16 protein-coding genes, 1 other RNA gene and 1 pseudogene are annotated in these 21,221 nt (G+C 61.6%); 13 read left to right on the plus strand and 5 right to left on the minus strand.

The features are described from left to right. Positions 1-2: 2 nt before the first annotated feature. From smc to ffs, 5 genes are all read left to right on the plus strand, one after another. Positions 3-3,491 (plus strand): chromosome segregation protein SMC, encoded by a 3,489-nt coding sequence (smc, locus tag ACSSVH_RS07550; RefSeq protein WP_169954222.1) that lies wholly within the window; start codon positions 3-5, stop codon positions 3,489-3,491. A 253-nt stretch (positions 3,492-3,744) separates the two neighbouring features. Further along, entirely contained in the window at positions 3,745-4,608 is an 864-nt protein-coding gene (gene zipA, locus ACSSVH_RS07555; RefSeq protein WP_170057736.1) for a cell division protein ZipA, read from the plus strand. 88 nt (positions 4,609-4,696) lie between these two features. After that, the gene (ligA, locus tag ACSSVH_RS07560) at positions 4,697-7,054 is read left to right on the plus strand and encodes an NAD-dependent DNA ligase LigA (protein WP_492634298.1); all 2,358 of its coding nucleotides are present in this window, start codon (positions 4,697-4,699) and stop codon (positions 7,052-7,054) included. Between the two features lie 86 nt (positions 7,055-7,140). After that, positions 7,141-8,307 carry a zinc-binding metallopeptidase family protein gene (locus ACSSVH_RS07565; protein ID WP_172313186.1) on the plus strand — a complete coding sequence of 389 codons (1,167 nt, stop codon included), beginning with the start codon at positions 7,141-7,143 and terminating at the stop codon, positions 8,305-8,307. Between the two features lie 208 nt (positions 8,308-8,515). Then, positions 8,516-8,612: signal recognition particle sRNA small type (gene ffs / locus ACSSVH_RS07570), an RNA gene on the plus strand. 156 nt (positions 8,613-8,768) lie between these two features. Here ffs and ACSSVH_RS07575 read toward each other — a convergent pair. Continuing rightward, complete coding sequence (locus ACSSVH_RS07575) at positions 8,769-9,053, minus strand: hypothetical protein (RefSeq protein WP_492634299.1); 285 nt, start codon at positions 9,051-9,053, stop codon at positions 8,769-8,771. A 33-nt stretch (positions 9,054-9,086) separates the two neighbouring features. Beyond that, positions 9,087-9,401 carry a helix-turn-helix domain-containing protein gene (locus ACSSVH_RS07580; protein ID WP_032863355.1) on the minus strand — a complete coding sequence of 105 codons (315 nt, stop codon included), beginning with the start codon at positions 9,399-9,401 and terminating at the stop codon, positions 9,087-9,089. A 458-nt stretch (positions 9,402-9,859) separates the two neighbouring features. Here ACSSVH_RS07580 and ACSSVH_RS07585 point away from each other — a divergent pair. From ACSSVH_RS07585 to ACSSVH_RS07595, 3 genes and pseudogenes are all read left to right on the plus strand, one after another. Continuing rightward, a pseudogene (locus ACSSVH_RS07585) lies at positions 9,860-10,141 on the plus strand (PAS domain-containing protein); the annotation flags it as partial. 216 nt (positions 10,142-10,357) lie between these two features. Next, positions 10,358-11,425, plus strand: a complete 1,068-nt coding sequence (locus tag ACSSVH_RS07590; protein WP_432755740.1) for a methyl-accepting chemotaxis protein — start codon at positions 10,358-10,360, stop codon at positions 11,423-11,425. A gap of 18 nt (positions 11,426-11,443) precedes the next feature. Beyond that, positions 11,444-13,135, plus strand: coding sequence for a putative bifunctional diguanylate cyclase/phosphodiesterase (locus tag ACSSVH_RS07595; protein WP_170043323.1), 1,692 nt, complete (start codon positions 11,444-11,446; stop codon positions 13,133-13,135). Here ACSSVH_RS07595 and ACSSVH_RS07600 read toward each other — a convergent pair. Next, entirely contained in the window at positions 13,114-13,881 is a 768-nt protein-coding gene (locus ACSSVH_RS07600) for a substrate-binding periplasmic protein (protein WP_169954216.1), read from the minus strand. The genes ACSSVH_RS07595 and ACSSVH_RS07600 overlap by 22 nt on opposite strands. 134 nt (positions 13,882-14,015) lie before the next feature. On the opposite strand from ACSSVH_RS07600, the gene dnaX reads away from it, so the two are divergent. From dnaX to ACSSVH_RS07625, 5 genes are all read left to right on the plus strand, one after another. Beyond that, entirely contained in the window at positions 14,016-16,067 is a 2,052-nt protein-coding gene (gene dnaX, locus ACSSVH_RS07605) for a DNA polymerase III subunit gamma/tau (protein WP_492634300.1), read from the plus strand. A gap of 66 nt (positions 16,068-16,133) precedes the next feature. Beyond that, a complete protein-coding gene (locus ACSSVH_RS07610; protein ID WP_003193199.1) occupies positions 16,134-16,472 on the plus strand; it encodes a YbaB/EbfC family nucleoid-associated protein in 339 nt (112 codons plus the stop codon). 141 nt (positions 16,473-16,613) lie between these two features. Next, positions 16,614-17,639, plus strand: coding sequence for an NADPH-dependent curcumin/dihydrocurcumin reductase (gene curA, locus ACSSVH_RS07615; protein ID WP_172313183.1), 1,026 nt, complete (start codon positions 16,614-16,616; stop codon positions 17,637-17,639). 58 nt (positions 17,640-17,697) lie between these two features. Then, a complete protein-coding gene (recR, locus tag ACSSVH_RS07620; protein ID WP_492634301.1) occupies positions 17,698-18,300 on the plus strand; it encodes a recombination mediator RecR in 603 nt (200 codons plus the stop codon). A 200-nt stretch (positions 18,301-18,500) separates the two neighbouring features. Continuing rightward, complete coding sequence (locus ACSSVH_RS07625; protein ID WP_169954297.1) at positions 18,501-19,649, plus strand: acyl-CoA dehydrogenase family protein; 1,149 nt, start codon at positions 18,501-18,503, stop codon at positions 19,647-19,649. 118 nt (positions 19,650-19,767) lie between these two features. Here ACSSVH_RS07625 and ACSSVH_RS07630 read toward each other — a convergent pair whose 3' ends face one another. Both ACSSVH_RS07630 and fnr read right to left on the minus strand, forming a co-directional pair. Further along, a complete protein-coding gene (locus ACSSVH_RS07630; RefSeq protein WP_169954212.1) occupies positions 19,768-20,316 on the minus strand; it encodes an adenine phosphoribosyltransferase in 549 nt (182 codons plus the stop codon). Positions 20,317-20,406: 90 nt separating this feature from the next. Continuing rightward, complete coding sequence (gene fnr / locus ACSSVH_RS07635; protein ID WP_032863348.1) at positions 20,407-21,141, minus strand: fumarate/nitrate reduction transcriptional regulator Fnr; 735 nt, start codon at positions 21,139-21,141, stop codon at positions 20,407-20,409. Positions 21,142-21,221 lie beyond the last annotated feature (80 nt).

Consider the following 21,221-nt stretch of genomic DNA (forward strand, 5'->3'; position numbering starts at 1 on the left):
GCGTGCGGCTCAAGTGCATCAAACTGGCGGGGTTCAAATCCTTCGTCGACCCGACTACGGTGAACTTCCCCAGTAACATGGCGGCAGTGGTCGGGCCCAATGGTTGCGGCAAGTCGAACATTATCGACGCCGTGCGCTGGGTGATGGGCGAGAGCTCGGCAAAAAACCTGCGTGGCGAGTCGATGACCGACGTCATCTTCAATGGCTCCACCAGCCGCAAGCCGGTGAGCCAGGCCAGCATCGAACTGGTGTTCGACAACTCCGACGGCACCCTGGTGGGCGAATACGCGGCCTACGCAGAAATTTCCATCCGCCGCAAAGTGACGCGCGACAGCCAGAACAGTTACTTCCTCAATGGCACCAAGTGCCGGCGCCGCGACATCACCGACATCTTCCTCGGCACCGGCCTGGGCCCGCGCAGCTACTCGATCATCGAGCAGGGCATGATCTCCAAGCTGATCGAAGCCAAGCCCGAGGACTTGCGCAACTTTATCGAGGAAGCGGCCGGCATCTCCAAGTACAAGGAGCGCCGGCGCGAGACCGAGAACCGCATCCGCCGCACCCACGAAAACCTGGCGCGCCTGACCGACCTGCGTGAAGAGCTGGAGCGCCAGTTGGAGCGCCTGCACCGCCAGGCCCAGGCCGCCGAGAAATACCAGGAATACAAAGGCGAAGAGCGCCAGCTCAAGGCACAACTCTCGGCCCTGCGCTGGCAGGCCTTGAATGACCAGGTGGGCCAGCGCGAAGCGATCATCGGCACCCAGGAAATCAGCTTCGAAGCCCTGGTGGCCGAGCAGCGCAATGCCGACGCCAGCATCGAGCGCCTGCGTGACGGTCACCATGATCTGTCCGAGCGCTTCAATCTGGTGCAGGGCCGTTTCTATTCGGTGGGCGGCGATATTGCGCGGGTCGAGCAGAGCATCCAGCACGGCCAGCAGCGCCTGCGCCAGTTGCAGGATGACCTCAAGGAAGCGGAGCGGGCGCGGCTGGAAACCGAATCCCACCTGGGCCACGACCGCACCTTGCTGCTGACCCTCGGCGAAGAGCTGGACATGCTCACCCCCGAGCAGGAAATCACCAGCGCCGCCGCCGAAGAAGCCGCCGCCGCCCTGGAAGAGTCGGAAACCACCATGCACGGCTGGCAGGAGCAGTGGGACGCGTTCAACCTGCGCTCCGCCGAGCCACGGCGCCAGGCTGAGGTGCAGCAGTCGCGCATCCAGCAACTGGAAACCAGTATGGAACGCCTGGCCGAGCGTCAGCGCCGGGCCCTGGAGGAGCGCGCGTTGCTCGCCTCCGCTCCGGAAGACGCGGCGATCATGGCGCTGAGCGAGCAGTTGGCCGAAAGCGAAATGACCCTGGAAGAGCTGGAGGCCAGCGAAGAACAACAAGTGGAACGCCTGGAGCAATTGCGTCAGGAGCTGCAGCAGGCGACCCAGGCGCAACAGCAGGCCCAGGGCGATTTACAGCGCCTTAACGGGCGCCTGGCCTCCCTTGAAGCCTTGCAGCAGGCCGCATTGGACCCAGGCACCGGCACCGCCGAATGGCTGCGCGACCAGCACCTGGCCGAGCGCCCGCGCCTGGCCGAAGGCTTGAAGGTTGAAGCTGGTTGGGAATTGGCTGTGGAAACCGTGCTCGGTGCGGACCTGCAAGCGGTGCTGGTGGACGATTTTGGCGGCTTTGACCTGGCGGGCTTCACACAAGGTGACTTGCGTCTGCTCAGCCCGGCAGCCGATGGCACCCGCGTGCCCGGCAGCCTGTTGGATAAAGTCGAGGCGCAGATTGATCTGGCGCCGTGGCTGGGCCAGGTCAAACCGGTGGACTCGCTGGAACAGGCCCTGGCGCTGCGTGGCCAATTGATCTCTGGCGAAAGCCTGATCAGCCGCGACGGCTACTGGGTAGGCCGGCACTTTTTGCGGGTGCGCCGCGCCAGTGAAGCCGAAAGTGGCGTATTGGCCCGTGGCCAGGAAATCGTCAACTTGAGTGCCGAGCGTGAAGAGCGCGAAGCCACCCTTGAGTCCCTGGAAACCCAACTGCAAACCCTGCGCGCCACTCAGCGCCAGCAAGAGACCGGCCGCGAACACTTGCGCCGCCTGTTGCAGGACGAAGCGCGCCAGCAGGGCGAATTGAAAGCCCAACTCTCGGCCAGCAAGGCCAAGGCCGAACAGCTGACCCTGCGCCGCACCCGGCTCGACGAAGAAGTGGCCGAAATGGGCGAACAGCGCGCCCTCGAACACGAACAAGTCGGCGAAGCACGCCTGCAATTGCAGGAGGCCCTCGACAGCATGGCCCTCGATACCGAGCAGCGCGAACTGTTGCTGGCCCAGCGTGACAGCCTGCGCGAGCGCCTCGACCGGGTACGCCAGGAAGCGCGCCAGCACAAGGATCACGCCCACCAGTTGGCCGTGCGCCTGGGCTCCTTGCGCGCCCAGCACGATTCCACGCGCCAGGCCCTGGAGCGCCTGGAGATGCAGTCCGAACGCCTGACGGAAAAGCGCGAGCAACTGAGCCTCAACCTGGAGGAGGGCGAGGCGCCGCTGGAAGAGCTGCGCTTGAAGCTCGAAGAGTTGCTCGATAAACGCATGAGCGTCGACGAAGAACTCAAGACCGCACAAATCGCCCTGGAAGACGCCGACCGCGAACTGCGCGACGCAGAAAAGCGCCGGACCCAGGCCGAGCAGCAATCGCAATTGATCCGCGGCCAGCTCGAACAGCAGCGCATGGAGTGGCAAGCCCTCACGGTGCGCCGCAAAACCCTGCAAGACCAGTTGCTGGAAGATGGCTACGACCTACACGGCGTACTCAATACCCTGACCGCCCAGGCCAACGAGAAGGACGCCGAGGAAGAACTTGAGCGCATTGGCGCACGTATTCAACGACTCGGGGCGATCAACCTCGCGGCCATCGACGAATACCAGCAGCAGTCCGAGCGCAAACGTTACCTGGATGCCCAGGACGCCGATCTGGTGGAAGCCCTCGACACTTTGGAAAACGTCATTCGCAAGATCGACAAAGAGACCCGAAACCGCTTCAAAGATACCTTTGATCAGATTAATAGCGGTTTACAGGCCTTATTCCCAAAAGTTTTCGGTGGTGGCAGCGCTTACTTGGAACTGACGGGCGAAGATCTACTCGATACAGGGGTAACGATCATGGCGCGGCCTCCGGGCAAGAAGAACAGCACCATCCATTTGTTGTCCGGCGGCGAGAAGGCCCTGACCGCATTGGCCCTGGTGTTTGCCATCTTCAAGTTGAACCCGGCGCCGTTCTGCATGCTCGACGAAGTTGACGCGCCGCTGGATGACGCTAACGTTGGACGGTATGCCCGCCTGGTTAAAGAGATGTCCCAGACGGTGCAGTTCATCTATATCACCCACAACAAGATCGCCATGGAAATGGCTGATCAATTGATGGGGGTGACCATGCATGAACCGGGCTGTTCGCGACTGGTGGCGGTGGATGTGGAAGAGGCGATGGCGATGGTGGAAAGTTAGCGGCAAGTTGCTAGCTTCAAGGGGCCAGAGTGTCGGCTTGAAGCTTATGATTTGTAGCCTGATTCCTGCGTTAGCCGACACATTTTGCGCCAACTGTGTAAAGTTATCTTTGGTCGTGCTAGTTTAATGTCAATTTTTCGTATGCGTGGGCAAAACGTCAGTCAGAACATAGAGTTGGCGCCACGTTTTAAAGCGGTTTGCACGGTGCTAAACCCCTTATTTTTCAGCATTTTTTATAGAGGCAAGGGATTACATGGAAATCGGTCTGCGCGAGTGGCTGATCGTCATCGGCATTATTGTAATAGCCGGTATTCTTTTTGATGGCTGGCGCCGTATGCGCGGCGGCAAGGGCAAGCTGAAATTCCGCCTGGACCGAAACCTGTCCAATCTGCCCGACGACGATGGCGCCGCCGAGCTGCTGGGGCCTCCCCGTGTCCTGGATACCCATAAAGAGCCGCAACTGGACGAACACGACCTGCCGTCGATGAGCGCGCCGGTGCGCGAGTCCCGCGAGCCGTCGTCCAAGCGCGGCAAGCGTGGCAGTGCTGTCGTGGCCGAGCCGCATCAGGGCGACCTGAACCTCGACGTCGACGAAGGCCCGAGCTTCAGCAGCCGTGACGGTGATTTTCCGGATGAAACCCCGGCCAAGAGCGCACCGCGTGAGTCCTCCAAGGATCAGCCGGCGGCTGAAGAAGTGCTGGTGATCAGCGTGATCTGCCGCGACGCGGCCGGCTTCAAGGGCCCGGCGCTGTTGCAGAACATCCTGGAAAGCGGCCTGCGTTTTGGCGAGATGGATATTTTCCACCGTCACGAAAGCATGGCGGGCAATGGTGAAGTGCTGTTCTCCATGGCCAACGCGGTCAAGCCGGGCACCTTCGATTTGGACGATATCGACCTGTTCAGCACCCCGGCGGTGAGCTTCTTCCTCGGCCTGCCAGGCCCGCGCCACCCGAAACAGGCGTTCGACGTCATGGTGGCCGCCGCCCGCAAGCTGTCCCAGGAACTTAACGGCGAGCTCAAGGACGACCAGCGCAGCGTACTGACCGCCCAGACCATCGAACACTACCGTCAGCGCATCGTCGAGTTCGAGCGTCGCGCCCTGACACAGAAACGCTGAGGATTGGTCTTCAGCGTTGTCAGTAGAATTAAGCGCACTAACATATAGAGCAGCTTCGGCTGCTCTTTTGCTTTATGAGAGAACACCCATGACCGCCGCCCACACCCGCATCCTCGAACTGCGCGCTGAACTGGATCAGCACAACTACCGTTATCACGTACTCGACGAGCCGAGCATCCCGGACGCCGAGTACGACCGGTTGTTCCATGAGCTCAAGGCCCTGGAGTCCGAGCACCCCGACCTGGTGACCCGTGATTCACCAACGCAACGGGTGGGTAGTGCGGCGTTGTCGGCGTTTACCCAGGTGCGCCATGAGATCCCCATGCTCAGCCTGGGCAACGCGTTTGATGAAACCACCATGCTGGAATTTGATCGTCGGGTCACCGAGGGCCTCGACCTGCCGGTGGGCGATCTGTTTGGCAGTGGTGCGGCGGTGGAATACAGCTGCGAACCCAAGCTCGATGGCCTGGCGGTCAGCCTGCTGTACCAGAATGGCGAGTTGGTACGCGGCGCGACCCGTGGCGACGGCACCACGGGCGAAGACATCAGCGTCAATGTGCGCACCGTGCGCAATATCCCGTTGAAACTGCACGGCACAGGCTGGCCGGCGACCCTGGAAGTGCGTGGTGAAGTGTTCATGTCCAAGGCCGGTTTCGAGCGTTTGAATGCCTCGCAACTGGAAGTCGGCGGCAAGACCTTCGCCAACCCGCGCAACGCCGCCGCCGGCAGCCTGCGCCAACTCGATTCGAAGATCACCGCCAGTCGCCCCCTGGAGTTTTGCTGCTACGGCGTGACCACGGATATCAGCGACACTCATATCGGCAACCTGCAGCAGTTGCAGAAATGGGGCATGCCCATCAGCCACGAGTTGAAGCTGGCCAAGGGGATTGAGGATTGCCTGGAGTACTACCGCGATATCGGTGAGCGGCGTAGTAGCCTGCCCTATGAAATCGACGGGGTGGTGTTCAAGGTCAACAGCATTGCCTACCAGCGTGAACTGGGCTTTCGCGCCCGCGAGCCGCGCTGGGCCATCGCTCATAAGTTTCCGGCGCTGGAAGAACTCACCGAATTGCTGGACGTTGAGTTCCAGGTCGGCCGCACCGGCGCCGTGACCCCGGTAGCACGCTTGAAGCCAGTCAAGGTGGCGGGCGTCACTGTGTCCAATGCGACGTTGCACAACATGGACGAAGTGGCGCGCCTGGGCTTGATGATCGGCGACACCGTGATCATCCGCCGTGCCGGGGACGTAATCCCACAGGTCGTGTCGGTGGTTGCCGAGCGCCGCCCGGAAAATGCCCGCGCCGTACAGATCCCGCAAACCTGCCCGGTGTGTGGCTCCCATGTGGAACGCACGCAGTTGGTCAAGCGTAGCAAGGGCAAGGAAACCGTCAGCGAAGGCGCGGTGTATCGCTGTGTCGGGCGGCTGGCCTGTGGTGCGCAGCTCAAGCAGGCGATTATCCATTTTGTCTCGCGACGGGCCATGGATATCGACGGCCTGGGCGACAAGACCATCGAGCAACTGGTCGATGAAAAGCTCATCGGTTCGCCGGCTGACCTGTACAAGCTCAAGTACGAACAGATCATCGACCTGGAAGGCTTCGCTGATGTTTCCAGCAAGAAACTGATCGCTGCCATCGAAAACAGCAAGACCCCAACCCTGGCACGGTTTATCTACGCCCTGGGCATTCCCGATGTCGGCGAGGAAACCGCCAAGGTGCTGGCGCGCTCCCTGGCGTCCCTGGAGCGCGTGCAGCAAGCCTTGCCCGAAGTGTTGACGTACTTGCCGGATGTTGGCCTGGAGGTGGCGCACGAGATCCACAGCTTCTTTGAAGACAGCCATAACCAGCAGGTGATTGGCGCGTTACTGTCGCCGGATGAGTGCGGCCTGCAATTGCAGGACCAGGGCGAACTGAGCGCCGAGTTCGCGGCCAGTACCACCCTGGGCGGCTTTCTCGACAAGCTGCACGTGCCTTCCGTGGGGCCGGGGGCTGCGCAGAAGCTGGCGGACAAGTTCGGCTCCCTGGAGGGCGTTATCCAGGCCGATTGGCTGGATATGCGCCAGGCACTCCCAGAGAAACAGGCCAAGGCCGTGCGCGAGTTTTTTGATAATCCGGACAATGCCCAGCGTGCGCAAGCCATCGAGCAGCAGCTCAAGGACTTTGGCATGCACTGGCAGAGCGAGAAGAAAGTCCTCGAGGGCTTGCCCGAGGCGGGCCATACCTGGGTACTGACCGGCTCGCTGGAGTTGATGAGCCGCGACGTGGCCAAGGAAAAACTCGAAAGCCTGGGCGCCAAGGTCGCCGGTTCGGTGTCGGCGAAAACCTATTGCGTGGTCGCGGGGCCAGGCGCCGGGTCGAAGTTGGCCAAGGCCAGTGAGCTGGGGTTGAAAGTCATGGATGAAGAGGCTTTTGTCGCCTTTCTGACCCGCCACAACATCTCCATCTGATGATGACGATCGTTCCCACGCAGAGTGTGGGAACGATCTTGCGTGGTAAATGATCTAGTCTTGGGCACGCCCCTGGAGAGATCGCCATGTACCGCTTCTTCGAACAGCTCAGTTCGCGCATCGCCGCACCGTTCATGGCCGGGACTTCGCGCAATAGCAAGGTGTGGCAGTGCCGTTGCGGGCAATCTCTGTTCTTTCGCAACAGCCAATGCCTGGCCTGTTCGGCGCTGCTGGGCTATCTGCCCGAGCAAAGCCGGCTGTCGTCCCTGCAACCTGGGCCGGTCGTCAATACCTGGCTGCAGGACGATAATCTTGACGCGGGCGCCTCGCGCCGCTGCGCCAACCTCGACACGCCTGCTGCCTGCAACTGGCTGATCCCGGCCTACAGCACCGCACCGCTGTGCGTGGCGTGTAGCCTTAATCGCACCATCCCCGACCTGTCGATTGCAGAAAACCCCGAGCGCTGGCGCAAAGTCGAAACCGCCAAGCGCCGGCTGGTGGCGCAACTGATCAGCCTGGGGTTGCAGGTGGTCCCCAAGTCCGTCGATGAAGCCAATGGCCTGGCCTTTGACTTCGTCGGTATCGACCTGCAAGGCAAGGCCCCCACCACCGGCCACGCCAACGGCTTGATCACCTTGGATATCAAGGAAGCTGACGACGAACACCGTGAGAAAATTCGCGTGCAGATGCGTGAACCGTACCGCACCTTGCTCGGTCATTTCCGGCATGAAGTCGGTCACTATTACTGGGATCGCCTGGTCGCCGGCAGCCACTGGCTGGAGCCGTTCCGCCAGGTGTTTGGTGATGAGCGTGCCAGCTATGCCGATGCTCTCGAGCAGCACTACCAGAACGGCCCGCGCCCGGGCTGGCAGCAAACCTGCGTCAGCGCCTACGCCACCATGCACCCTTGGGAAGACTGGGCGGAAACCTGGGCCCACTACCTGCACATGATGGACGCGGTCGATACCGCCCTGGGCTTTGGCATGAGCGCGCGGGAGATGGACCTGGACTACCAGCCGTTTCCCCTCGCCACGCTCTACGATCCGCAACACCCTGGCGGGGCGGCGTTCCTGTCGTTCGTCAACGCCTGGATCGAACTGGCCGGCATGCTCAACGAACTGTCCCGCAGCATGGGGCAACCGGATTTCTATCCCTTCGTGCTGCCACCGGCGGTGATTGCCAAGCTGCATTTCATCCACCTGGTGATCCAGGAGGAGGGCGGCCGGGCGGATGAGGTATTGAAAGCCCAGTGATCCAGTGTGGAAGCGGGCTTGCCCGCGATGACGTGACCACCGCCATCGCGGGCAAGCCCGCTCCCACACCACATAGAGGGTGTTCTTCAGGGCTATGGCAAGTACTTGAGCCCCTTGGCTTTTTAATCCTGCACCAACGGTTGTAACTTCCGATGAGATCGGTACAATGGCGCGGCTTGCCGAGAGGCCAGCGTCGTTATGGTGACCCCATCGGTCCCCCCGCAACGATTACCCGTGAACCTGGTCAGAGCCGGAAGGCAGCAGCCACAGCGGGAACATTGTGTGCCGGGGTGTGGCTGGTGGGGTTGCCTCCATAACGCTCCCTTCGTAACAACTCTCCCTCTGATCAAAAATTATCACTTTGCCGTGCGTTATTGCGCAGCGGTCGAAGCCGTCTGTACGCCGCGTTTTTTTCGCGGCGTTTTCGTGTCTGGCTATCGGCCTTTATTGCGGTTGAAGAACTAGCGCACGCCTGCCAGCAACACAACCACGTCAATCACCAGAAGCTTCTTCGCCGCCAGCAGGAAGATGCCGATCTTGCAGGCAGGTTCTATGTGCCAGCCACCGCCAGCAGGCGGAGGTAGCTCATGGTAGTCCCTTGCATTTTGAAGTAATTGCGCGAAAGGATGCCGAGTCCGCTTGGGCTGCGCGAGCATATTGGCAAAAGGCGTGGCCCAGCGCCTGCCAGGAGAGGCGCTGTCCGGTCGGATCATGTCAGTAGGCAAAGAGCAAAGAGCAGGCAGCATCAGCGACCTGCTCTTTTTTATGTCGTACGAGCTCTAAGGCTTGGACAAGGCCTGGTCTACCGCCGCTATCAGCTTTCCCAGATCCTTCGGGGTGGCTTTATGAATGACACCGAACAGATAAGCGCGCTGTTCGTCCTCATCGCCCAGATCGGCAAAAAAGACTTTCAGCTTCACTCCCAGAGCCTCTGCAAACAAGAAGAGAGCGTCAACGCTGGGTGTATAGGTGCCGGTTTCGAAGCGGCTGATGGTTTTAGGGTCAAAACCGGTTTTCTCACCTAGTTCAGCCTGAGTAAGCCCCGCTACCTTTCGATAACGTCTGATGGCTGGACCCAAACTTGAAATTTGCATCGCTCAATTCCCATTTAGAATCAAGAACTTAACGATAAATATTGGCATTAGACAACGGCACGCACCATCACCTTTTCTTGCAAAATGTGATGTAATTCGTAGAATCGGCGTTTAGGACAAGTATTTGGCGGTGTCGTTTCACAGGGCACCTTTATGAAACGGGAAATCATTGCTTTCTCCTCTCTTTCATAAAGGTAGTTGCAAAACAGTTGCTTGGCCGCAGCGCCAGGCTCGCTCTTGCGCGCCCCCGCAGCCCCCGCCTTTCACACCAGACGCTCGAATTAAAGCCTAGTTGATCTTCGCTAAACCGAAGCTCAGGTGCTGGGCAAAACCTGGTTTGGCCGCCGAATGGGGCCAGCCAGCCGATTGACGGTTTACCCGTCTGGAAATACCCCTCTACCTGCCGGATCTACCCGATCCCGGGCCGGTAGATCGAATGCTGTCCATGGAGCTTTAAAGTGCGCGTCAATTTGCCGGTCACCACAGTTGAACAGACTTTCGGGGAGCAGCAACGGCTCATTTCCGCGACGGACATCAATAGCCACATTACCTACTGCAACGCCGAGTTTGCTGCCATGAGCGGCTTCACCCAAGCCGAGCTGATCGGCAGTACCCACAACCTGGTACGCCACCCGGATATGCCGCCGGCGGTCTTCGAACTGATGTGGCGCTACCTCAAGGCCGGCCAGAGCTGGATGGGCGTGGTCAAGAATCGCTGCAAAAATGGCAACTTTTATTGGGTCAGCGCCTATGTGACCCCCATCCTCGAAGACGGCCGGTTGGTGGGCTATGAGTCGGTGCGGGTCAAGCCGACGCGCGAACAGGTGCGGCGTGCCGAAGCGCTCTACGCGCGCTTGCGTGCCGGGCGTTCGGCGGTTTCGCCGCTGCAACGCCTGGGCCAGTTCGGCAATGCCCTGGCCGTGCCCGCCCTGGCGGCGGTGGCGGCTGGCGGCGCGGTGCAATGGCTGCCCAGCGGCTGGGCGCAGGCGACGACTGCGCTGCTGTTTCTCGGTCTGGGCGCCTGGGCGCACCTGCGTCTGGGGCAGCAGCTCAAGCAGATTGTCGAGCACACTCCCAACACCTTTTCCGACCCGATCAGCGCCATGACCTACAGCGATGCGCTAGGTCCGGCCGCGCAATTGGAGATGATCCTGATCAGCGAAGAGGCGCGCTTGAAAACCGCCCTCACGCGGCTCAGCGACCTGGCCACACAGATGGCCGAGGCGGCTACCGATTCCAGCGTGTTGTCGGGCAATACCGAGTCGGCGCTGCTGGAACAGCGCGCCGAAACCGATATGACCGCCGCGGCCATGACCGAAATGGCCGCCTCCATCGCCGAAGTGGCGACACATGTACAGCAGACCGCCAGCGAAGCCCGTACCGCCAACGACCTGGCCGGGCATGGCAGCCAGGTGGTCGGAACCACACGCGACGCGATCCAACTGCTGGCGGCCACCGTTACCCAGATCAACCAGGCGGTGGGCCACCTGGCCGGCCAGACCCAGGAAATCCGCGTGGCGGCGAGCATGATCCAGGCGATTGCCGACCAGACCAACCTGCTGGCCCTGAATGCTGCCATCGAGGCGGCGCGGGCTGGTGAACAGGGCCGTGGTTTTGCGGTGGTGGCCGATGAAGTGCGGGCGCTGGCGGGCAAGACCCGGGAGTCGACCGAGCAGATCCAGGGCATCATCCAGAATCTACGCGCGGGCGCCGATGAAGCAGTGGAAATTGCCAGCACCGGTATCCATGAGGCCGAGCAGGGCGTGCAGCAGGTATTGCAGGCGCAACAGGCATTGCTAGGTATTCGCCAGGCAGTAGAGCGCATTACCGGCATGAGTCAGCAAATGGCTGCTGCCTCGCAGGAACAATCCCACGTCGCAGAGGATGTTTCACAACAGATCAATAACGTCGCGGCCACGGTACAAAAGACAGCGGGCAATGCCAACGCTGCAGTCACCCGGGGCCGGGAACTTGAAAGCATCTCTTCCGGGTTGCGTGCCCTGGTCGAGCGGTTCAACCGCTAGCCACCTAGAGCCTCATTCATGGATGAGAAATACCGCAGGGCCGTGGATGCCGCCGCCATTTTCTCCGAGACAGACCTCACCGGCCGCATCACCTATGTAAACGACCAATTCTGCGGCATGTCCGGCTACAGCCGCGACGAGTTGCTGGGGCGCAACCACCGGATCCTCAGTTCCGGGTTGCATCCTGCCGGGTTTTTCCAGGGGATGTGGCGCACCATCACCGAGGGTAAGGTCTGGCGCGGGGAAATCTGTAACCGTGCCAAGGACGGCTCGCTGTACTGGGTCGACAGCACCATGGTGCCGCTGGTCGATGAGCGGACCGGCAAGGTGCAGAAGTACGTGTCGATTCGTTTTGATGTCAGCGAAAAGCGCCAGTTGTTGCAGACCCTGCAATGGCGGGTCGGCCATGATGTGCTGACCGGGCTGCCCAACCGTGCCTATCTGTCTGAACTGCTCGTGCAATCCTTGGAGTTTTCCCGCAGCGAGCACATCCCCCTGGCGGTGTGCATGCTCGACCTGGACGGCTTCAAGGCGGTCAACGACGGCTACGGCCATGCCTCTGGCGACCTGTTGCTGGTGGAGGTCGCCAGCCGCCTGCGCGACATCATCCGTGGCGAAGATGTGGTCGCAAGGCTTGCCGGTGACGAGTTTGTGCTGATCCTGCGCTACGTGCGCGATGCCGAGGAGTTGAACCGCGCTTTGCGGCGCATCCTCACGGCCATTTCCGAGCCGTACTCGATCCTCGGCGCGCAGATCAACGTGTTTGCCAGCATTGGCGTCACGCTGTTCCCGTTGGATGACGAGGATGCCGACACCCTGCTGCGCCATGCCGACCAGGCGATGTACGTGGCCAAGCAAAGTGGCCGTAACCGCTACCAGCTGTTTGATGTGTCCCTGGAGCAGGAGGTCAAGGCCACCCACCAGACCGTGCAGCAGATTCGCCAGGCCCTGGCAGCGGGGGAGTTGTGCCTGCACTTCCATCCCAAGATCAACCTGCGCCACGGCCAGGTCGTGGGTTTTGAGGCATTGCTGCGCTGGCAGCACCCGATTCGCGGGCTGGTGTCGCCCAAGGATTTCCTGTCGTTGATCGAGCAGACCGACCTGATCGTCGATGTCGGCGAGTGGGTGATGGACCAGGTGCTGGCGCAGATACGCCAGTGGCAAGATGCCGGGCACTGCTGGCCGGTCAGCGTGAATATCGCGGCGCGACACTTCCAGCGCGCGGATTTTGTCGAGCGCTTGCAACAGCTGCTGGCCCAGCATCCTGACGTTGCGCCGCACATGCTCGACCTGGAGATCGCCGAATCGGTAGCCATCGATCATATCCAGCGCGTCACCGAGCACCTGGCGGCATGCCAGGCGCTGGGAGTGCGGTTTTCCCTGGACGATTTCGGCACGGGCTATTCGTCCCTCAGCTACCTCAAGCGCCTGCCCACCCAGACCATCAAGATCGACAAGTCGTTTGTGCGCGACATCCTGCATGACAAGGATGACCTCGCGCTGACCCAGGCGGTGATCGGCCTGGCCCGGGCATTTGGTCGCGAAGTGATCGCCGAGGGCCTGGAAACCCTCGAGCATGGCCAGTTGCTGCTGCGCATGGGCTGTGAAGTGGCGCAGGGCTATTACTTCGCCCAACCGATGCCGGCAGCCGAGGTGCCGGCCTGGGCGGCGGGGTTTGATCTGCTCAACTATGGCGCTGGCGGGGATTGAGGCAGGCGCCCAGCGTCGCCGGTATAGAGCAGGATGATTGCGTCAATCTCCCCGGACATTTTCATACGCAGCAGTGTGCGCAAAATCCGCTGCACGGGTAGGGCTGGGTCGTTGCGCACGTAGCAGCCCAGGCTCTGCTCTTCAATCACGGCCACCACGTGCAGCTTGCGACCTGCCGGTAGCTGCTGATTGAAGCGTTCCAGGGTCCATTCGTTGGTGACCGCGTACTTGAAGCGTCCCGCCACCAGCTTTTGCAGCACTTGCTCTTCGCTGCGGGCGTCGTCGCGCTTGAGCTGGCCCTTGGCAAACAGCGGTTCGAGGGTCGGGTAGCTGTAGTTGAGCACTGTGCCGATATTCTGTGCCGCCAGCTGCGCCACATTCACCGACAGCGGCGGCACATGGGCGCTGGCCAGGACATTGCGCTGCACCCATAACGGAATGCTCCATACGTAGTCCCCGGACAGATTATTCAGCCACGCTTGTGCGACGTAGCAGCGCACATCAATCTCGCCGTGCTCCATGGCTGGAGCGATACGGGCCCGGGCCAGTACCTGGAACTGCGCCGGGTGGCCGACCTGGGTTGCCAGGCTGAGCATCAAGTCATACAAAATGCCCTGGGTCGGCTGGGCCCCCTCGATCTGCACCATGGGCATGGCCCAGCTGTCGGAAATGGCGAAGCGCAACGGGGCGGGCGCCGCCAGGCTCAGTGTGGTGATCATCCATAAAGCGCCCAGGACTACGCGCATAAACTCTCCGGGATCAGCCCTTTGCAGGGCGTGCCACTACCAGCTTAGTCAGATTAGGCGAGCGTGCCGGATGCAATTTCCCCCCTGCTCCGCTAGCATTACCGGCTTCCGCTTCCCAGTTGCGACGGTTTTCGATGAGTTATCAGGTTCTTGCACGTAAATGGCGTCCGCGCTCGTTCCGCGAAATGGTCGGCCAGACCCATGTGCTCAAGGCTCTGATCAATGCCTTGGACAGCCAACGGCTGCACCACGCCTACCTGTTCACCGGCACGCGCGGGGTGGGCAAGACCACCATTGCGCGGATCATTGCCAAGTGCCTGAACTGTGAGACCGGCATCACCTCGACGCCCTGCGGCACCTGCTCGGTGTGCCGGGAGATCGACGAAGGGCGCTTTGTCGACCTGATCGAAATCGACGCCGCGAGCCGCACCAAGGTCGAGGACACCCGCGAACTGCTGGACAACGTGCAGTACGCCCCCAGCCGCGGGCGCTTCAAGGTCTACCTGATCGACGAAGTGCACATGCTCTCCAGCCATTCCTTCAACGCGCTGTTGAAGACCCTGGAGGAGCCGCCGCCCTACGTTAAGTTCATCCTGGCCACCACCGATCCGCAGAAACTTCCTGCAACGATTTTGTCGCGGTGCCTGCAGTTCTCCCTGAAGAACATGACCCCTGAGCGGGTGGTCGAGCATTTGACCCACGTATTGGGTGTGGAGAACGTGCCGTTCGAAGACGATGCGCTGTGGCTGCTGGGCCGCGCCGCCGATGGCTCGATGCGCGATGCCATGAGCCTGACCGACCAGGCGATTGCCTTCGGTGAAGGCAAGGTAATGGCCGCCGACGTGCGCGCCATGCTCGGCACCCTCGATCACGGCCAAGTGTTCGACGTGCTGCATGCGCTGATCGAAGGCGACGCCAAGGCGCTGCTCGAAGCCGTGCGCCATCTGTCGGAGCAGGGGCCGGACTGGAATGGCGTGCTCTCGGAAATTCTCAATGTGCTGCACCGCGTCGCTATCGCCCAGGCCCTGCCTGAGGGGGTCGACAACGGCCACGGCGACCGCGACCGCGTATTGGCACTGGCCCAGGCGCTGCCGGCCGAAGATGTGCAGTTCTACTACCAGATGGGCCTGATCGGGCGCCGCGACCTGCCGTTGGCACCAGACCCGCGCGGCGGTTTCGAAATGGTCATGCTGCGCATGCTGGCGTTTCGCCCCGCGGATACCGCCGACGCGCCGAGACAGCCACTAAAGCCAGTGGGGATCAGCCAGGCCACAGTTGATTCCGCCAAACCAGTGGCTGGCGCGGCGGTCGTTGCGCCAGTAAGCGCGCCGCAACCTGTGGCCGCTGCTCCAGCCATGGTCGCGGTGGAGCCTGTGGCGCCTGTAGTGGCGCCGCAGCCGATGGTCGAGCCCGAGCCCGCGCCGGTAGTCGATCTGCCCTGGAATGAGCCGGCAGAGGCCGTGGTCGAGCTGGCTCCTGCCGTCGAGCCTGTCCTCGAAACCACCGGCGAGCAGCCTGAACTGACGCCGATGCCGACGCCAACCCCCGACAGCGTGGTACCCGACGCGCCGGAATGGGTCTCGGCACCCGTGCCCGAGCCGACTATTGCCGAAGTGGACGCCGCTACCCCAGGCATCGACCTGGATGACGAACCGCCCCTGGACGAAGATTACATCGAGCCGGACATGGATTCGGCCTACAGCTACCTGGACGACCTGGCCAGCGAGCACACCGCCGAGCCTGCGCCCGAGCCCGAGGCGGAACCTGCCGCCATGCCGGCCACCGGCCTGGCCCTGCAATGGCTGGAGCTGTTCCCGAAATTGCCGATTTCCGGCATGACCGGCAGCATCGCCGCCAACTGCACGCTGATCGCTGTCGATGGCGATCACTGGCTGTTGCACCTGGACCCGGCCCACAGCGCCCTGTTCAACGCGACCCAGCAGCGCCGGCTCAACGATGCCCTGAACCAGTTCCACGAACGCACCCTGACGGTGACCATCGAGCTGATCAAGCCCGAGCAGGAAACCCCGGCCCAGGCCGCCACCCGTCGCCGGCTCAACCGCCAGCGCGAGGCCGAGGAGTCGATCCAGGCCGACCCGCTGATCCAGCAGATGATGGAGCAGTTTGGCGCGGTGGTGCGACACGATACTATTGAACCTGTCGAAGCCCAGGCTGAAGCGGGCTGATAATTGCAGGCGCCGTGCCCCGAGGCTCGGCGCCGTATTGATCCACGTACTTTTGAGGTGATTCCCATGATGAAAGGTGGCATGGCCGGCCTGATGAAGCAGGCGCAGCAGATGCAGGAAAAGATGGCCAAGATGCAGGAAGAACTGGCCAACGCCGAAGTCACCGGTAAAGCCGGTGGCGATATGGTCAGCGTGGTGATGACCGGTCGTCACGACATCAAGCGCGTGAGCATTGACCCAAGCGTATTGCCGGGCGTTGGCGAAGACGACCTGGAAATGCTCGAAGCCCTGTTCGCCGCGGCCGTCAACGACGCCGTGCGCAAGATCGAAGCCAACAGCCAGGACAAAATGTCCGGCGTCACCGCGGGCATGCAACTGCCGCCGGGCATGAAGCTGCCGTTCTGACCGGCCAGCGCAAGACTGAAAATGCCAGGCATCGCGCCTGGCATTTTTGTTTGTCTCGGGCACAATCGAACGTCAGCCCTGCAACAGCTGTCTGCACCCTATACCGCTGAATTCAATCACCGATATAAAGGAGCCCCGCTGATGACCCAAGCCATGACCCTCAACCAGCGCATCGTCCTGGTATCCCGCCCGCAGGGTGCGCCCGTGCCGGAAAACTTCCGCCTGGAGCGCGTGGCGCTGCCCGACCTGGCAGACGGCCAGGTCCTGCTCAAGACCCTGTTCCTGTCCCTGGACCCCTACATGCGTGGACGCATGAGTGACGCGCCGTCCTACGCAGCCCCGGTAGAAATCGGCGAGGTGATGACTGGTGGCGCTGTCAGCCGCATCGAACAGTCGCGCAACCCCAAGTTCGAGGTGGGTGACCTGGTGGTCGGCGCCACCGGCTGGCAAAGCCATAGCATCAGTGACGGCCGCAATTTGATACCGGTGCCCAACGGCTTGCCAAGCCCATCCATGGCCCTGGGTGTGCTGGGTATGCCCGGCATGACGGCCTACATGGGCCTGATGGATATTGGCCAACCCCAGGCCGGGGAAACCCTGGTGGTGGCGGCGGCCTCCGGTGCGGTGGGCTCGGTGGTTGGCCAGGTGGCCAAGCTCAAGGGCCTGCGGGTGGTTGGCATCGCGGGCGGCGCAGACAAATGCCGCTACGTGGTGGAAGAGTTGGGTTTTGACGCCTGCATCGATCACAAAGGCGCAGATTTTGCCGATGAGCTGGCCCAGGCCTGTTTCAAAGGGGTGGACATTTATTACGAGAACGTCGGCGGCAAGGTCTTCGACGCCGTACTGCCCCTGCTCAATCCCAAGGCGCGGATCCCCCTGTGTGGCCTGATTGCCGGCTACAACGCCCATGAGGCCCCCACCGGCCCTGACCGGCTGCCAGCGTTGCAACGCACCCTGTTGACCAAGCGCGTGCGCATCCAGGGCTTTATCGTGTTCGACGATTATGGCGACCGCCACCCGGAATTCATCAGCGCCATGGCGCCGTGGGTGCGGGACGGCAAGGTCAAGTTTCGCGAAGACGTGGTCGAGGGCCTTGAGCAGGCGCCCGAGGCCTTTATCGGCCTGTTGGAAGGGCGCAATTTCGGCAAGTTGGTCGTGCGTATTTGACGCTTATCCGAGGCGCGGGTATAAACCGCGTCTCGTTGTTTTGTCGGACTTTTGCCCCATGAGCTTCAGCCCTCTGATTCGTCAACTGATCGACGCCCTGCGCACCTTGCCGGGCGTGGGCCAGAAAACCGCCCAGCGTATGGCGCTGCAACTGCTGGAGCGTGACCGTAGCGGTGGCTCGCGGCTGGCCCAGGCCTTGAGCCAGGCCATGGAAGGCGTGGGCCATTGCCGTCAGTGCCGCACCCTTACCGAAGAAGAACTGTGCCCGCAATGCGCCGACCCCCGTCGCGACGACACCCTGCTGTGCGTGGTCGAAGGGCCGATGGACGTGTATGCGGTGGAGCAGACCGGCTACCGCGGGCGCTACTTCGTGCTCAAGGGCCACCTGTCGCCGCTTGACGGCCTGGGGCCTGAAGCCATTGGTATCCCGCAATTGGTGGCGCGCATCGAAGAGCAGGGCACCTTTACCGAAGTGATCCTGGCCACCAACCCTACGGTGGAAGGGGAAGCCACGGCGCATTACATCGCGCAACTGCTGACCAACAAAAGCCTGATCACCTCGCGCATCGCCCACGGCGTGCCGTTGGGTGGTGAGCTGGAGTTGGTGGACGGCGGCACCCTGGCGCACTCGTTTGCCGGGCGTAAACCTATCGCGCTGTAAGCCAAACTCCCTGTAGCACGCTGGCTTGTGTAGGAGCTGGCTTGCCTGCGATGCAGGCACTGCGGTGTATCAGGGGGACCGAGGCGATACCATCGCAGGCAAGCCAGCTCCTACACAAGCATGCACATTACATTTGCGTTCGGCTTGATAACCAAGCAAGCGCTTGGTAAGTTCGCTCCATCTCTGCATGGAGCTTGCCGATGTCTGCCTACCAGGAATATTTCGACCCCAGTCACCAATTGGTCCGCGACAGCGTGCGCCGTTTTGTCGAGCGCGAGATTGTGCCGGGCATCGAGCAGTGGGAGGAGGCCGAACACTTCCCTCGCGAGCTGTACCTCAAGGCCGGTGCGGCGGGGATTCTCGGGATCGGTTACCCCGAAGCTCTCGGCGGCAGCCATGAAGGCGACCTGTTCGCCAAGGTGGCCGCCAGCGAAGAGCTGATGCGCTGTGGCTCCGGCGGCGTGGTGGCGGGGCTGGGCTCGTTGGATATCGGCCTGCCGCCCATCGTCAAATGGGCCCGCCCCGAAATCCGCGAGCGCGTGGCCCCGCAGGTCTTGTCTGGCGAGAAGATCATGGCCCTGGCCGTCACCGAGCCCGGTGGTGGCTCCGACGTGGCCAGCCTGCAAACCCGTGCCGTGCGCGATGGCGATTGCTATCGGGTCAGTGGCAGCAAAACCTTTATTACCAGTGGCGTGCGCGCCGACTACTACACCGTCGCCGTACGTACCGGCGGGCCGGGCTTTGCCGGCATCAGCCTGTTGCTGATCGAAAAGGGCACGCCTGGCTTCACCGTCGGCCAACCGCTGAAGAAAATGGGTTGGTGGGCGTCGGACACTGCCGAGTTGTTCTTCGACAATTGCCAGGTGCCCGCAGGCAACCTGATCGGCAGCGAAAACATGGGGTTTGCCTGCATCATGGGCAATTTCCAGAGCGAACGCCTGGCATTGGCATTGATGGCCAACATGACGGCGCAGATGGCCCTGGAAGAGAGCCTGAAGTGGGCTGCGCAGCGCGAAGCCTTTGGCAAGCCGATTGGCAAGTTCCAGGTGCTCAAGCACCGCCTGGCGGAGATGGCCACGGCGGTCGAGGTTTCCCGCGAGTTCACCTACCGCCAGGCCGCGAAGATGGCGGCGGGCAAGAGTGTGATCAAGGAGATTTCCATGGCCAAGAACCTGGCCACCGACACCGCCGACCGGGTGACGTATGACGCGGTGCAGATCCTGGGAGGCCTGGGTTATATGCGCGGCAGCCTGGTGGAGCGGCTGTACCGGGATAACCGGATTTTGTCGATTGGTGGCGGGACGCGGGAGGTGATGAATGAAATCATCAGTAAGCAGATGGGGTTGTGATTGAGGGTGTTATTACTGGCCTCATCGCGGGCAAGCCCGCTCCCACATTTTGATTTGTGAACCCATTCAAAGGTGGGAGCGGGCTTGCCCGCGATGAGGTCCGCAAGACCAGCGCAAATTACCGCTCAGTCAAGCCAAACTGCGTCAAACAGAAGGTCGCAATCCCCATATCCTCCAAACGCTGCGAGCCCCCCAGCTCCGGCAGATCAATAATCGCCGCGGCCTCGAAAATCCGTGCTCCCATGCGCCGCGCCAGATTAGCCGCAGCAATCAAGGTGCCACCCGTGGCGATCAGGTCATCGAACATCAATACCGAATCCCCTTCGCACAGGCTGTCGGCGTGTACTTCGAGGAACGCTTCGCCATATTCGGTCTGATAGCCCTCGGACAGTACGTCTGCTGGCAGCTTGCCCTGTTTGCGGAACAGGATCAGAGGCTTGTTCAGTTGATAGGCAATCACCGATCCGATCAGAAAGCCGCGGGCATCCATCGCGCCGATATGGCTGAACTCGGCTTCGACGTAGCGATGGATAAAGGTATCGGCCACCAGGCGCATGGCCTTGGGCGACTGGAACAGCGGCGTGATATCACGAAAGATCACCCCAGGCTTGGGGAAGTCGATGACGGGGCGAATCAGGGATTTGATGTCGAAGGAGTCGAAAGCCATCGTCGGGAGTCCTGGGCGCAAAGACTTCGCAGTATACCTGCGGCCTCGCCGGTTGGCTTGGCCGCAAGTGTCGCGCCCCTGGTCCGGCGGTCAGCCGTCGAGGGAGCCGCCGGCCAGTGCGCAGAGCTGGATCGGGTCGAGGATGTGTACTTCCTTGCCCTCGGCGGCAATCAGTTCGTTCTGCTGGAAGCGCGTGAATACCCGGGATACGGTTTCCACCGCCAGGCCCAGGTAATTGCCGATTTCGTTGCGCGACATGCTCAGGCGGAACTGATTGGCCGAGAAACCCCGGGCGCGGAAACGCGCCGACAGGTTGACCAGGAAGGTGGCAATCCGTTCGTCGGCGGTTTTTTTCGACAACAGCAGCATCATTTGCTGGTCGTCACGGATTTCCCGGCTCATCACGCGCATCAACTGGCGGCGCAACTGCGGCAATTGCAGGGCCAGTTCGTCCAGGCGTTCGAACGGGATCTCGCACACCGACGTGGTTTCCAGGGCCTGAGCCGACACCGGGTGAATCTCGGTGTCCATGCCCGACAGGCCCACCAGCTCGCTGGGCAGGTGGAAGCCGGTGATCTGCTCTTCGCCGCTGTCGCTCAGGCTGAACGTCTTCAAGGCGCCCGAGCGTACTGCATAGACGGAATCGAACTTGTCACCCTGGCGAAACAAAAACTCGCCTTTCTTTAGGGGGCGACCACGTTTAACGATTTCGTCCAGCGCATCCATGTCTTCCAGATTCAGCGAAAGTGGCAAGCAGAGGGGCGCCAGGCTGCAATCCTTGCAGTGAGCCTGGCTATGAGCGCGCAGTTTAACTGGCTCGGACATTTCTTAAATCCTTGTGGGAAAACACACATAAGACGTAAGGGTACCGCACTGAGGGACTATCAGGCCAGCCTGTACAAAAA

Source organism: Pseudomonas sp. HC1(2025), from assembly GCF_058742075.1.

Coding starts and splice junctions, on each gene's coding strand:
- curA (WP_172313183.1), top strand. CDS start 16,614: ATGACCCAAGCCATGACCCTCAACCAGCGCATCGTCCTGGTATCCCGC.
- ACSSVH_RS07600 (WP_169954216.1), bottom strand. CDS start 13,881: ATGCGCGTAGTCCTGGGCGCTTTATGGATGATCACCACACTGAGCCTG.
- ACSSVH_RS07610 (WP_003193199.1), top strand. CDS start 16,134: ATGATGAAAGGTGGCATGGCCGGCCTGATGAAGCAGGCGCAGCAGATG.
- ACSSVH_RS07580 (WP_032863355.1), bottom strand. CDS start 9,401: ATGCAAATTTCAAGTTTGGGTCCAGCCATCAGACGTTATCGAAAGGTA.
- dnaX (WP_492634300.1), top strand. CDS start 14,016: ATGAGTTATCAGGTTCTTGCACGTAAATGGCGTCCGCGCTCGTTCCGC.
- ACSSVH_RS07630 (WP_169954212.1), bottom strand. CDS start 20,316: ATGGCTTTCGACTCCTTCGACATCAAATCCCTGATTCGCCCCGTCATC.
- ACSSVH_RS07575 (WP_492634299.1), bottom strand. CDS start 9,053: ATGCTGCCTGCTCTTTGCTCTTTGCCTACTGACATGATCCGACCGGAC.
- ACSSVH_RS07595 (WP_170043323.1), top strand. CDS start 11,444: ATGGATGAGAAATACCGCAGGGCCGTGGATGCCGCCGCCATTTTCTCC.
- ligA (WP_492634298.1), top strand. CDS start 4,697: ATGACCGCCGCCCACACCCGCATCCTCGAACTGCGCGCTGAACTGGAT.
- fnr (WP_032863348.1), bottom strand. CDS start 21,141: ATGTCCGAGCCAGTTAAACTGCGCGCTCATAGCCAGGCTCACTGCAAG.
- recR (WP_492634301.1), top strand. CDS start 17,698: ATGAGCTTCAGCCCTCTGATTCGTCAACTGATCGACGCCCTGCGCACC.
- ACSSVH_RS07625 (WP_169954297.1), top strand. CDS start 18,501: ATGTCTGCCTACCAGGAATATTTCGACCCCAGTCACCAATTGGTCCGC.
- zipA (WP_170057736.1), top strand. CDS start 3,745: ATGGAAATCGGTCTGCGCGAGTGGCTGATCGTCATCGGCATTATTGTA.
- ACSSVH_RS07565 (WP_172313186.1), top strand. CDS start 7,141: ATGTACCGCTTCTTCGAACAGCTCAGTTCGCGCATCGCCGCACCGTTC.